This window comes from Streptomyces sp. NPDC055099, from assembly GCF_053607685.1.
Genome location: NZ_JBSGUA010000003.1, coordinates 569,461 through 582,917 on the forward strand (window position 1 = coordinate 569,461; position 13,457 = coordinate 582,917).

General features: G+C 69.3%; 12 protein-coding genes. All 12 read left to right on the forward strand.

What is annotated here, in order from left to right:
- The first annotated feature begins 21 nt into the window (after nt 1–21).
- The 12 genes from ACWFRU_RS10505 to ACWFRU_RS10560 all read left to right on the forward strand — a co-directional run bounded on the left by ACWFRU_RS10505 (nt 22) and on the right by ACWFRU_RS10560 (nt 13,283).
- Entirely contained in the window at nt 22–879 is an 858-nt protein-coding gene (locus tag ACWFRU_RS10505) for an SDR family oxidoreductase (protein WP_453685703.1), read from the forward strand.
- Between the two features lie 245 nt (nt 880–1,124).
- Nucleotides 1,125–2,279, forward strand: coding sequence for a nucleotide disphospho-sugar-binding domain-containing protein (locus ACWFRU_RS10510; RefSeq protein WP_453685704.1), 1,155 nt, complete (start codon nt 1,125–1,127; stop codon nt 2,277–2,279).
- A gap of 15 nt (nt 2,280–2,294) precedes the next feature.
- On the forward strand, nt 2,295–2,879 hold the full coding sequence (locus ACWFRU_RS10515; protein ID WP_453685705.1) for a dTDP-4-dehydrorhamnose 3,5-epimerase family protein: 585 nt from the start codon (nt 2,295–2,297) through the stop codon (nt 2,877–2,879).
- Nucleotides 2,880–2,971: 92 nt separating this feature from the next.
- The gene (locus tag ACWFRU_RS10520) at nt 2,972–4,030 is read left to right on the forward strand and encodes a glucose-1-phosphate thymidylyltransferase (RefSeq protein WP_453685706.1); all 1,059 of its coding nucleotides are present in this window, start codon (nt 2,972–2,974) and stop codon (nt 4,028–4,030) included.
- A complete protein-coding gene (gene rfbB / locus ACWFRU_RS10525) occupies nt 4,027–5,010 on the forward strand; it encodes a dTDP-glucose 4,6-dehydratase (RefSeq protein ID WP_453685707.1) in 984 nt (327 codons plus the stop codon). Before ACWFRU_RS10520 ends, rfbB begins: the two co-directional genes overlap by 4 nt.
- Nucleotides 5,011–5,041: 31 nt before the next feature.
- Complete coding sequence (rfbH, locus tag ACWFRU_RS10530; protein ID WP_453685708.1) at nt 5,042–6,346, forward strand: lipopolysaccharide biosynthesis protein RfbH; 1,305 nt, start codon at nt 5,042–5,044, stop codon at nt 6,344–6,346.
- A complete protein-coding gene (locus tag ACWFRU_RS10535) occupies nt 6,343–7,149 on the forward strand; it encodes an NAD-dependent epimerase/dehydratase family protein (RefSeq protein WP_453685709.1) in 807 nt (268 codons plus the stop codon). Before rfbH ends, ACWFRU_RS10535 begins: the two co-directional genes overlap by 4 nt.
- Nucleotides 7,150–7,188: 39 nt before the next feature.
- Entirely contained in the window at nt 7,189–8,595 is a 1,407-nt protein-coding gene (locus tag ACWFRU_RS10540) for an NDP-hexose 2,3-dehydratase family protein (RefSeq protein ID WP_453685710.1), read from the forward strand.
- Nucleotides 8,595–9,572 carry a Gfo/Idh/MocA family protein gene (locus ACWFRU_RS10545; RefSeq protein WP_453685711.1) on the forward strand — a complete coding sequence of 326 codons (978 nt, stop codon included), beginning with the start codon at nt 8,595–8,597 and terminating at the stop codon, nt 9,570–9,572. The genes ACWFRU_RS10540 and ACWFRU_RS10545 overlap by 1 nt, the downstream gene beginning before the upstream one ends.
- 47 nt (nt 9,573–9,619) lie before the next feature.
- A complete protein-coding gene (locus ACWFRU_RS10550) occupies nt 9,620–11,533 on the forward strand; it encodes a 2-oxoacid:acceptor oxidoreductase subunit alpha (protein ID WP_453685712.1) in 1,914 nt (637 codons plus the stop codon).
- Complete coding sequence (locus ACWFRU_RS10555; RefSeq protein ID WP_453685713.1) at nt 11,523–12,575, forward strand: 2-oxoacid:ferredoxin oxidoreductase subunit beta; 1,053 nt, start codon at nt 11,523–11,525, stop codon at nt 12,573–12,575. The genes ACWFRU_RS10550 and ACWFRU_RS10555 overlap by 11 nt, the downstream gene beginning before the upstream one ends.
- Before the next feature lie 81 nt (nt 12,576–12,656).
- Nucleotides 12,657–13,283, forward strand: coding sequence for a DsbA family oxidoreductase (locus ACWFRU_RS10560; RefSeq protein WP_453685714.1), 627 nt, complete (start codon nt 12,657–12,659; stop codon nt 13,281–13,283).
- The last annotated feature ends 174 nt before the right edge of the window (nt 13,284–13,457 follow it).

Genomic DNA, 13,457 nt, shown 5'->3' on the forward strand with positions numbered 1-13,457 from the left:
ACGTACGAGAAGGACACACCCATGCCCGAAACCATCCTGGTCACCTGCGCCACCGGCAACGTCGGACCGCACGCTGTCGCCGAACTGCAGAAGGCCGGCGCCACCGTCCGCGCCCTGGTGCTCGAGGACGACCCGAACATCGGCCGCCTCCCCGAGGGCACCGAGATCCACTACGGGGATCTCGCCGACCCCGACAGCCTGGACGCCGCGCTCGACGGCGTCGACGGCGTCTTCTGGATGTGGCCGTTCTTCGCACTCGACGTCACCACCGCGCCCGCCGTGCTGCGCAAGATCGAGGCGCACGCGAGCCGTATCGCGGTCGTCTCATCGGTCGGCGTGCACATCGGCCTCGAACCGGTCGACAACAACTGCCACGCCTACCTGGAGTCGATCGTCGAGAAGACGAGCCTGGACTGGACGTTCCTGCGCACCACCGGCTTCCACGCCAACGCCCTCGGCTTCGCCGGCCAGATCCGCGAGGGCGGCGTCGTCCACTTCCCCTACGGCGCCGCGACCCGCACCTCCGTCCACGAGGGCGACCTCGCCGCCGTCGGCGCCGCCGCGCTGACCCAGGACGGCCACGCGGGCCAGAAGTACCTGGTGTCCGGGCCCGAGGAGCTCTCCCAGGAGGGTCAGGTCCGTGTGATCGGCGAGGTCATCGGGCGCGAGCTCGGCTGGCAGGACATCGAGCACGACGACGCCCGCCGGGCCATGGTCGACACCGGCTGGCCGCCCTCGTACGCGGACGGCGCACTCGACTACTTCGCCATGCTGACGAAGGAGCCCGAGGTCGGCTCCACGGTCGTCGCGGACGTCACCGGACGCCCCGCGCGCACCTTCCGCCAGTGGGTCCAGGAGCGACCGGACGCGTTCCGCTGAGCCCTCTCGCGGGAACCCGCTTTCCGCGCGGAATGCGACGCGTGACAGAACCTCACCGTCCGGTCCGGTCCGCGTCAATTCCAGGTGAAGTGTGTTGACGGGGTCGCCGCGCACCCAAGAGTCTTTAATCAGCCGCCCATGCTTATCGGCTGCCCTCGCATTTTCCTCGCAGGCCGGAATTCAAACCATCGGCGGCGCGGTCACAGCGGCTTCGCAATGAAGTCCCGCACTCTGGAGAAGAGTTAATGCGCGTCCTATTCATCAGCACTCCTTCCGCGAGCCATTTCACTCCGCTCGCGCCCCTCGCCTGGGCGCTGCGCGGCGCCGGACACGACGTGGTGGTGGCGGGACAGCCCGACATCGACGACGCCGTACGGGCCTCCGGGTTCGTCGGCCTGCAGACCGGAGCGGCGTTCGACGGCGAGGCCGTGCTGCTGCGGGGACTCGAACCGTGGCAGCGCCCGCTGCAGGTCCGCCCGCGTGAGCGGCTGCGGATCGAGGGCTATGCCCAGGCGTGGTCGGGTCACGCGGCGCGGGTGGTCCGGGGTCACCTGGACTTCGCGCGGGCCTACCGCCCCGATCTGATCGTCGGCGACCCGCTGGAGTACAGCACCCTCATCATCGGCCGGGCGCTCGACGTGCCCGTCGTGCACCACAGGTGGGGCGTCGACAGCCTGGCGGCGGCGGCGCGCGGCCTGGCCCGGGAGAACCTGCGGGAGCTGTGCGAGGAACTCGGCGTCGGCGCCCTGCCCGACCCGGCCGTCATCCTGGACCCCTGCCCGCCCTCGCTCCAGCAGCCGGGCGCCGAGCCGGGGCTGCCGGTCCGGCACGTGCCGTACAGCGCCAACTGGCGGCTGCCCGAGGACTTCCCCTGGGAGGCGCGGCAGGACGGCAGACGGCGCGTCGGCCTGTCGCTGGGCGGGACACCGCGCCTCAACGGAGCCGGGTTCGTCGTCCGGCTGCTGCGGGCCCTCGGCGAGATACCGGACATCGAGGTGCTCGCCACGCTGCCCGCGGACTTCCGCGGCCTGGTCGGCGAGGTGCCCGCCCACATCCGGTGCGTCGGCTCCGTGCCGCTCGGGCTGCTGCTCGACCAATGCGGGGCAGTGGTGCACCACGGCGGCTCCGGCACGTCCATGACGGCCACCCTCGCCGGACTGCCGCAGCTCGTGCTGCCGCAGATCGCCGACAACTTCGGCCACGGCGACCGCCTCGCCCACCTGGGCGCCGCCGTCTCGCTGGACACGGCCGAGACGCAGGACGCGCCCAAGCGGCTGCGGGACGCCCTGACCGACCTCCTGGACGACCCCCGGTACACCGAAGCGGCCGGGCGGCTGCGCGCCGAGATGCTGCTGATGCCCACGCCGGCCGGGGTCGTCGACGACCTGGCGAACCTCTGAGGACCTGGAGCACACGTGCGCATCACCGAGCTGGAGATCCCCGGCGCCTTCGTCATCGAACCCAACCATCTGCGGGACGAGCGGGGGTCGTTCCACGAAGCGCTGCGGACCGAGGAGTTGGAGAAGGCCGCGGGCCGCCCCTTCACCCCACGGCAGATCAACTACTCCGTGTCCCGGCGCAACACCCTGCGGGGCATCCACAGCGTCACCAACCCGCCGGGCCAGGCGAAGTTCGTCACCAGCGTCCGGGGCGTCCTGCGGGACATCCTGGTCGACCTGCGCCTCGGGTCGCCCACGTACGGGCGCCATGTGAGCAACGAACTGGACGCCGACGCGGGCACCTCGGTCTTCGTCCCCGAAGGCGTCGGACACGGCTTTCTCACCCTCACCGAGGACGCCTGCATCTGCTACGTCCTCTCCACCGCCCATGTCCCGGGCACCCAGGTCGACATCGATCCGCTCGACCCCGAACTCGCCCTGCCCTGGGGCTTCACGGAGCCGCCGCTCATCTCCGACAAGGACGCCAAGGCGCCGACGGCGGCACAGGCGGCAGCCGCCGGCCTGCTCATGCCCTATGAACCCCACAAACCCTACGTATAGGCGCGGCGGCGGAATTCAACCGGAATTCCGTCGGAATTCAGCCACAAGCGAGAACCGCCCCAAGCGGGCACCGCAATGAGGAGGACATCTTCATGAAGGCCCTGGTGTTGTCGGGCGGGTCGGGCACCCGCCTGCGCCCGTTCAGTTACTCGATGCCCAAACAGCTCATTCCGATAGCCAACAAGCCGGTTCTCCAGCACGTCCTGGAGAACATCCGGGACCTCGGCGTCACCGAGATCGGCGTCATCGTCGGCGGCGGCGCCCAGCAGATCGAGGCGGCCGTCGGTGACGGATCGGCGCTCGGCGTGCGCATCACGTACATCCCGCAGGAGAACCCGACCGGACTCGCCGCCTGCGTCTCGCTCGCCCGGCCCTTCCTCGGGGACGACGACTTCGTGATGTACCTCGGCGACAACATGCTCCCCGAGGGCGTGGGGGAGATCTCGGCACAGTTCGCCGCGGACCGCCCCGCGGCCCAGGTGGTCGTCTACAAGGTGGCCGACCCCACCGCGTTCGGTGTCGCCGAGCTCGACTCCGAGGGCCGGGTGACCCGCCTGGTGGAGAAGCCCAAGCAGCCCCGCAGTGATCTCGCCCTGATCGGCGTGTACTTCTTCACGCCGGCCATCCACAAGGCCGTCGCCTCCATCGAGCCCAGCGCACGCGGCGAACTGGAGATCACCGACGCCATCCAGTGGCTCCTCACCCACGGCGCCGACGTGCGCGCCAGCCAGTACGAGGGCTACTGGAAGGACACCGGCCGCGTCGACGACGTACTGGCGTGCAACCGCAAGCTCCTCGACGACGTGAAGCCCGACGTCGTGGGCGAGGTCGACGCCACGAGCGTCATCACCGGCCAGGTCGTCGTGGAGGCCGGTGCCCGCATCGTCCGCTCCACCGTCGAGGGCCCGGCGATCATCGGCGCCGGAACGCTGGTGGAGGACAGCCGCGTCGGCCCGTACACGTCCATCGGCAAGGACTGCGTCCTGCGCGGCACCCACATGGACGAATCCATCGCCCTCGACGGCGCGACGGTCACCGAGGTCCGTGGTCTGCACGGTTCGGTGATCGGAAGGTCCGCGACCGTCGGACAGGCGGCCCAGCACCGGCTCGTTGTCGGTGACCACACCAGCGTAGAGGTGGCAGCAGCATGAAGGTCCTGGTCACAGGTGGCGCCGGATTCATCGGCTCGCACTATGTACGCACGCTTCTGCAGGACGAGTACGCGGGCTGGGAGGGCGCCCAGGTCACCGTCGTCGACAAGCTCACCTACGCGGGCAACCGCGAGAGCCTGCCGGCGAACGACCCCCGGCTGACGTTCGTCCAGGGCGACATCCTCGACGGCGACCTGCTGCGCCAGTTGCTGCCCGGCCATGACGCCGTGGTGCACTTCGCGGCCGAGTCGCACGTCGACCGCTCCCTGGAGTCGGCCGCGGAGTTCGTCCGCACGAACGTGCTCGGCACCCAGTCCCTGCTCGAAGCGGTCCTGGCCAGCGGCGTCGAGCGTGTCGTGCACGTCTCCACCGACGAGGTGTACGGCTCCATCGACGAGGGCTCCTGGACCGAGACCTGGCCTCTGGCGCCCAACTCCCCGTACGCCGCCTCCAAGGCCGCGTCCGACCTGGTCGCCCGCTCGTACTGGCGCACCCACGGGATCGACCTGTCGATCACCCGCTGCTCCAACAACTACGGGCCCTACCAGCACCCCGAGAAGCTCATCCCGCTCTTCGTGACCAACCTGCTGGCCGGCCTCACCGTGCCGCTCTACGGAGAGGGCGCCAACGTACGCGAGTGGCTGCACGTCGACGACCACTGCCGCGCGATCGACCTCGTCCTGAACAAGGGCCAGGCCGGCGAGGTCTACAACGTCGGCGGCGGCAACGAACGCACCAACCGCGCCATCACCGAGCGGCTGCTCGAACTCACCGGCAGGGACTGGACGAGCGTGCGCCGCGTCGCCGACCGCAAGGCGCACGACCTGCGCTACTCGCTCGACGAGACCAAGATCGCCGAACACCTCGGCTACGAGCCGCGCGTCTCCTTCGAGCAGGGCCTCGCCGACACCGTCGACTGGTACCGCGAGAACACCGACTGGTGGCAGCACTCCAAGGCGATCGCGGCGAACCGGGCATGACGGAGCATCACCTCAGGAAGGGCACAACAGCATGAGCGTGCACAAGGAACTCGTCATGGACGAAGTCCGCAAGTACCACCGGGACATCCAGGACGACAGGGGCTTCGTCCCCGGAACCACCGAGATCTGGCCGTCCGGCGCAGTCCTGGACGAGGAGGACCGGCTCGCCCTGGTCGAGGCCGCCCTGGACATGCGGATCGCGGCGGGGCGAAGCTCCCGCAAGTTCGAGTCGCAGTTCGCGCGCAAGCTCAAGCGGCGCAAGGCCCATCTGACGAACTCCGGGTCGTCGGCCAACCTGCTCGCCACCACGGCCCTCACCTCGCACCTCCTGGAGGACCGGCGGCTGCGCCCCGGCGACGAGGTCATCACGGTCGCCGCGGGCTTCCCCACGACCGTCAACCCGATCCTGCAGAACGGTCTGATACCGGTCTTCGTCGACGTCGAGCTCGGCACGTACAACACGACGGCCGACCGGGTGGCCCAGGCCATCGGTCCCAAGACCCGCGCCATCATCATCGCGCACGCCCTCGGCAACCCCTTCGAGGTCGCCGAGATCGCCCAACTCGCGGAAGACCACGACCTGTTCTTCATCGAGGACAACTGCGACGCGGTCGGCTCGACCTACGACGGGCAGCTCACCGGCACGTTCAGCGACATGACGACCGTCAGCTTCTACCCCGCACACCACCTGACGATGGGCGAGGGCGGCTGCGTCCTCACCTCGAACCTGGCGCTCGCCCGGATCGTGGAGTCGCTGCGCGACTGGGGCCGTGACTGCTGGTGCGAGCCGGGCGAGAGCAACAAGTGCCTCAAGCGGTTCAAGTACCAGATGGGCACGCTGCCCGCCGGCTACGACCACAAGTACATTTTCTCGCACGTCGGCTACAACCTGAAGGCCACCGACCTGCAGGCCGCGCTCGGCCTGACCCAGCTGGCCAAGCTCGACGACTTCTGCGCCGCGCGCCGCAAGAACTTCAAGCAGCTGTACGACGGCCTCGACGGCCTCCCGCATCTGCTGCTTCCGCGGGCCACCCCGCGCAGCGACCCGAGCTGGTTCGGCTTCGCCCTCACCGTGTCGCCCGAAGCGCCCTTCAGCCGCGCCGAGTTGGTGGACTTCCTGGAGGGCCGCAAGATCGGCACCCGCCGTCTCTTCGCCGGCAACCTCACCCGCCACCCGGCCTACATAGGCCAGCCGCACCGTGTCGTCGGCGAGCTGACCAACAGCGACATCATCACGGAGCAGACCTTCTGGATCGGGGTCTACCCCGGCCTGACCGAGGAGATGCTCGACTACGTCGTCTCCTCGATCAAGGAATTCGTGGGAGCCCGTGGATGACCATGGAAATCGTCGGAAACGGTTTTCTCGCCCGGAACCTCCGGCCCATCGCCGACCGGCACCCCGACACCGCCGTCCTCGCGGCCGGTGTCTCCTGGGCCGGCGGCACCTCGGACGACGACTTCGCCCGGGAGTCCGCACTCCTTGACGAGGTCGCCGAGCGGTGCCGGACCACCGGACGCCGGCTCCTGTTCTTCTCCACCGCGTCCACGGGGATGTACGGAGAAGGGGGCGGCACGGGACGCGAGGACGGCCCGATCACCCCCTGCACCCCCTACGGGGCTCACAAGTTCGCACTGGAGCAGCGGCTCAAGGCCTCAGGAGCGGACTACCTCATCCTGCGCCTGGGTCACCTGGTGGGGCCGGGACAGCCGCCGCACCAACTGATGCCCTCGCTGCTCCGGCAGGTCCTGGAGGGCGCGGTCCGCGTCCACCGGGGCGCCACCCGCGACCTCATCGACGTCGCGGACGTGGTCACCGTCATCGACTGCCTCCTGGAACGCGGCGTACGCGGCGAGACCGTCAACGTGGCGTCGGGGGAGGCGGTGCCGGTGGACCACATCGTCGACCACCTTCAGGAGCGGCTCGGCCTCGACGTCGAGCGCGAGTACCGCGACGCCGGGGCACACCACGTCATCTGCACGGAGAAGCTGCGGCGCCTCGTGCCCGAGACGGCCCGGCTCGGCTTCACGCCGACGTACTACCGGCAGGTCCTCGACGCCTTCCTCGACTCCGCGGGCGCCGTCCGCGGGACCGGCGCACCCACCACCGCCGACCGCGCCACCGTACCCACCGCTTCCTGACGCGCGCCTTTTGCCCCTGATCCGCAAGGAGTGAGCCCCATGTACGCCCCACCCGGCAGGCCGACCCCCCGGCCGACCACGCTGACGTCGCGCGACGACCCGGCCGTCGCCCACCGCATGGCGCGGTCGGCCGCGACGGCACAGGGCGCGCGGCTGCGCACCGACGACTTCGCCGACTGGCTGGACGAGCGGCGCCGCGCGCACCACTTCAAGGTCGAACGCATACCCTTCAGCGGCCTGGACGGCTGGTCCTTCGAGGCCGCCACCGGGAACCTCGTGCACCGCAGCGGCCGGTTCTTCACCGTCGAGGGCCTGCACGTCACCCGCGACACCGGTCCGCACCGCGAGTGGTACCAGCCCACCATCAAGCAGCCCGAGGTGGGCATCCTCGGCCTGCTCGTCAAGGAGTTCGACGGGGTCCTGCACTTCCTGATGCAGGCCAAGATGGAACCCGGCAACCGCAACCTGCTCCAGCTCTCGCCGACCGTCCAGGCCACCCGCAGCAACTACACCAAGGTCCACAAGGGCGCCGACGTGAAGTACATCGAGTACTTCACGCAGCCGGACCGCGGCCGGGTGATCGCCGACTCGCTGCAGTCCGAGCACGGCGCCTGGTTCTTCCGCAAGAGCAACCGCAACATGATCGTCGAGGCCGTCGACGACGTTCCGCTCGACCCGGACTTCTGCTGGCTGACCCTCGGCCAGATCGGCGAGCTCCTGCACCGCGACAACGTCATCAACATGGACACCAGAACCGTCCTCGCCTGCGCGCCGCTGCCCCAGGAGGACGAGGGCGCCCTGCACTCGGACACCGACGTCCTGTCCTGGTTCACCGCCGAGCGCGCCCGCCACGACGTCCACGCGGAACGCGTTCCGCTGGACGAGGCGAGCGGCTGGAAGCGCGGGGACATGTCCATCGACCACGAGGAGGGCCGCTACTTCAGCGTGGTGGCCCTGCGCGTGGAGGCCGGCAGCCGGGAAGTGACCAGCTGGACCCAACCGGTGTTCGAACCGCACGGCCTCGGCGTCACCGCCTTCGTGACGCGCACCATCGGCGGAGTGCCGCACGTCCTGATGGAGGCGCGCGTCGAGGGCGGCCTCCTGGACACGGTGGAACTCGCGCCCACCGTCATGCACACCCCCGACAACTACGCCTATCTGGAGGGCGAATACCGCCCGCCCTTCCTCGACGTGGTCCTGGCCGCGACCCCCTCGCAGATCCGTTACGAGGCGGTGCACTCGGAGGAGGGCGGCCGCTTCCTCAATGCCGAGAGCCGCTACCTCATCGTCGAGGCGGACGAGGAGAAGGTGCCCGCGGAAGCGCCCCCCGGCTACCGCTGGATCGCCCGCGACCAGCTCAACTCCCTGGCCCGGCACGGCCATTACCTCAACGTCCAGGCCCGCACGCTGCTCCTGTGCCTCAACGCACTCGCGGGACGGTCGTGATGGGTGATCAGAAGGGCGGGATACGGGTCGGTCTGCTGGGCTGCGCGGACATCGCCCGACGGCGTGTGCTGCCCGCCATGGCGGCCACGGACGGCATCCGGATCACCGCGATCGCCAGCCGGGACGCGGGCAGGGCCGAGGAACTCGCCGGGACCTACGACGCCGAGCCCGTGCACGGCTACCAGCGGCTCCTCGACCGCGACGACATCGACGCGGTCTACCTCCCGCTGCCCGCCGCCCTGCACGCGGAGTGGACCGAGGCGGCATTGCGCGCGGGAAAGCACGTACTGGCCGAGAAACCGTTGACGACCGACCTGGAGAGCTCCCGCCGGCTCGTCACGCTGGCGCGGGAGTCGGGGCTCTTCATGATGGAGAACGTGATGTTCGTCCATCATCCGCTGCACGACGCGGTGCTCAAGCTCGTCGCCGACGGCACGATCGGCGAACTGCGGGCGTTCCAGGCCGCGTTCGCCATCCCGCGCCTGCCGGACGACGACATCAGGCACCGCGCCGACCTGGGCGGCGGCGCCCTCTGGGACACGGGCGTCTATCCGGTCCGGGCCGCCCTGCACTTCCTGGGCGACGGCCTCGACGTCCGTGGCGCGCTGCTCGGCCGGGGCCAGGGCCGCGAGGTGGACACCGCGGGGCAGGCCCTCCTGGGCACGCCCGGCGGCATCGGCGCCCGGCTGGTCTTCGGTCTCGACCACGCCTACCGGTCCTCCTACGAACTGTGGGGGAGCGAGGGCCGCATCACGGTGGAGCGCGCCTTCACGCCGCCCGCGGATTTCGTGCCGGAGATCCGCGTCGAGCGCCGCTCCGGTACGGAAGTGATCCAACTGCCGCCCGCGGACCAGGTCGCCCGCACGGTCGCGGCCTTCAGGGACGGCGTACGCGCGCGGTCCACGCCTGATCCCGTGTGCCTGCGGCAGGCGGAGCTCCTGGACGGGGTGCGGCGGGCGGCCGGCTCGTCGGCCTAGCGGCCGGGGCCGGGTGGCCGGCCCTTCACTGCCGCCGTCAACCACGCATGTTCCAGCGCACGTTGCTACCGCCTCCGGAAAGGGCGACTACCTTGAAGCAGAACGAGATCCGCCGCCTGGACCGGGTGATCATCCGTTTCGCGGGTGACTCGGGTGACGGCATGCAGCTCACCGGTGACCGGTTCACTTCGGAGACGGCGTCCTTCGGGAACGACCTCTCGACACTGCCGAACTTTCCCGCCGAGATCCGTGCTCCTGCCGGGACACTGCCGGGTGTCTCCTCCTTTCAGCTGCATTTCGCCGACCACGACATCCTTACGCCGGGCGACGCGCCGAACGTTCTGGTCGCGATGAATCCGGCGGCGCTGAAGGCGAACATCGCCGATGTGCCACGCGGGGCCGAGATCATCGTCAACACCGACGAGTTCACGCCGCGCGCGATGCAGAAGGTCGGTTTCGCCGAATCCCCCCTGGCCGACGGGTCGTTGGACGCCTTCCAGGTGCATCCGGTGCCGCTGACTACGCTGACGGTCGAGGCGCTGAAGTCACACGGCCTGTCCCGCAAGGACGCGGGGCGCAGCAAGAACATGTTCGCGCTGGGTCTGCTGTCGTGGATGTACCACCGGCCGACCGAGGGCACGGAGAAGTTCCTGCGGACGAAGTTCGCCAAGAAGCCGGAGATCGCCGAGGCCAACATCGCCGCGTTCAGAGCGGGCTGGAACTTCGGTGAGACGACCGAGGATTTCGCCGTCTCGTACGAGGTCGCCCCGGCGACCAGCGCGTTCCCCCCTGGGTCCTACCGCAACATCTCCGGCAATCTCGCCCTCTCGTACGGGCTGATCGCGGCGGGCCGGCAGGCGGATCTGCCGCTCTACCTGGGCTCGTATCCGATCACGCCGGCCTCGGACATCCTGCACGAGCTGAGCAAGCACAAGAACTTCGGTGTGCGCACCTTCCAGGCCGAGGACGAGATCGCGGGCATCGGGGCGGCGCTGGGCGCGGCGTTCGGCGGCTCGCTCGCGGTGACCACGACCTCGGGTCCGGGTGTGGCGCTGAAGTCGGAGACGATCGGTCTCGCGGTCTCGCTTGAGCTGCCGCTGCTGATCGTGGACATCCAGCGCGGCGGTCCCTCGACGGGTCTGCCGACCAAGACCGAGCAGGCCGACCTGCTGCAGGCCATGTTCGGGCGCAACGGCGAGGCTCCGGTGCCGATCGTGGCGCCCAGGACCCCGGCGGACTGCTTCGACGCCGCCCTCGAAGCGGCACGGATCGCGGTCACCTACCGCACCCCGGTGTTCCTGCTGAGCGACGGCTACCTGGCCAACGGCTCCGAGCCGTGGCGGGTGCCCGGGGAGGACGAGCTGCCGGATCTCCGGGTCGCCTTCGCCTCGGGGACGAACCATGTCCTGGAGGACGGCACCGAGGTCTTCTGGCCCTACAAGCGCGACCCGGAGACTCTTGCCCGCCCCTGGGCGATCCCCGGCACGCCCGGTCTCGAACACCGCATCGGCGGCATCGAGAAGCAGGACGGCACCGGCAACATCTCGTACGACCCGGCCAACCACGACTTCATGGTCCGCACCCGCCAAGCCAAGGTCGACGGCATTCAGGTCCCGGAGGTCACTGTCGATGACCCGGGCGACGATGCCAAGTTGCTCGTCCTGGGCTGGGGTTCGACCTACGGGCCCATCACCGCGGCGGTACGCCGGCTACGGGCGGACGGCGAGAGCGTGGCGCAGGCCCATCTGACCCACCTCAACCCCTTCCCGCACAACTTGGGCGAGGTGCTGCGGGCCTACGACCGTGTGGTGATCCCGGAGATGAACCTGGGCCAGCTCGCCACGCTCATCCGTGCCAAGTACCTCGTGGACGCCCAGTCCTTCACGCAGGTCAACGGGATGCCGTTCAAGGCCGAGCAGCTCGCCACCGCCCTCAAGGAGGCCGCACGCCATGCCCACTGAGGCCCTCACCCTCATCCCCAAGGCCGACCTGCCCCTGACCGCCAAGGACTTCAAGTCCGATCAGGAGGTGCGTTGGTGCCCCGGCTGCGGTGACTACGCCGTTCTGGCCGCCGTGCAGGGCTTCATGCCCGAGCTCGGCCTGGCCAAGGAGAACATCGTCTTCGTCTCGGGCATCGGCTGCTCCAGCCGCTTCCCGTACTACATGAACACCTACGGGATGCACTCCATCCACGGCCGCGCCCCGGCCATCGCCACCGGACTCGCCTCCTCCCGGCGGGACCTGAGCGTGTGGGTGGTCACCGGAGACGGCGACGCGCTGTCCATCGGCGGCAACCACCTCATCCACGCCCTGCGCCGCAACGTCAACCTCAAGATCCTGCTGTTCAACAACCGGATCTACGGCCTGACCAAGGGTCAGTACTCCCCGACCTCCGAGGTCGGCAAGATCACCAAGTCGACGCCGATGGGCTCCCTGGACGCGCCCTTCAACCCGGTCTCACTCGCGATCGGCGCGGAGGCGAGCTTCGTGGCGCGGACCGTGGACTCCGACCGCAAGCACCTCACCTCGGTGCTGCGCGAGGCCGCCGAGCACCCCGGCACCGCGCTGGTGGAGATCTACCAGAACTGCAACATCTTCAACGACGGCGCCTTCGAGGTCCTCAAGGACAAGCAGCAGGCCGAGGAGGCGGTCATCCGCCTGGAACACGGGCAGCCGATCCGCTTCGGGGCGGACCGTGCCAAAGGCGTCGTACGTGACCCCGCGACCGGCGACCTCAAAGTTGTCCCGGTCACCTCTGAGACCGAGTCACACATCCTCATCCACGACGCGCACTCGACCTCCCCGACGCTGGCCTTCGCGCTCTCCCGCCTCGCCGATCCCGACACCCTGCACCACACCCCGATCGGCGTCTTCCGCGACGTCGAGCGCCCGGTCTACGACACCCTCATGTCCGACCAGCTCGACAGCGCCATCGAGCAGAACGGCAAGGGCGACCTGGCCACCCTCCTCGCCGGCAACGACACGTGGACCGTCGTCGGCTGACCGCAGCCCAATGCAGCCCCGTACAGAACTATTTCGAGTACAGCTTGACCTGAACCGCGCTTCAGGTTGGAAGGTGGATACATGAAGCCGAGCGAAACAACCCCCCGCCGTGTCGAATTCTTCTACGACCTTGTCTGTGTTCATTCCTATCTCGGGTTCGCCCGGTTCTCCGCGGCCGTCGAGCGGTATCGCGAGAAGGGCGGGGAGGTCGAGGTCGTCTTCCGTCCGTTCCATCTGTCGTCGGACGAACCGGCGACCGGGCGCCCGTTGTTCGAGGTGCACCGAGACGCCTTCGGCGAGGAAAGGGCCAAGGCCATTTCCAAGGACCGGTCCTTCGGCGCGGAGGACGGTCTCGACGTGCACTTCGACCGGGCCATCTTCACCAACACGGGCGCCGGACACCGCCTGGTGCTCGCGGCGGCGGAGCAGGGCAAGGGCGAGCAGATGGTGGAGCGGTTGTTCCGCGCCTATTTCACCGACGGGGTGAACATCGCCGAACCCGAGACGTTGCGACGCCTCGCGGACGAGGTCGGGGTTCTGCCGGCCGAGGTGGGCGACGAGGTGCTGGACGCACAACTTTCCCGCGTGCGCGAGGAAAAGGTGAGCTCCGTGCCGCTGTTCCTCTTCGACGACGGCGCGCGAATTTCGGGAGCGCAGGCGGTCGAGGAGTTCTCGGGAGCACTGGAGAGAGGCACGCACAGCAACTGAGCCGATTGTTCGGCTGAGCACACTCAATAACGCAACAACACACGCGACACACGCAGCGGGTTGCGCCCGGGAAAACCGCGCCACCCCCAGCGTTTCGGGCCCCGACAAACACCCCACCCCCCCCCCACCCCCCACAACAACCCTGGAGGGACCACCAGCCCGCCACCCACCAGA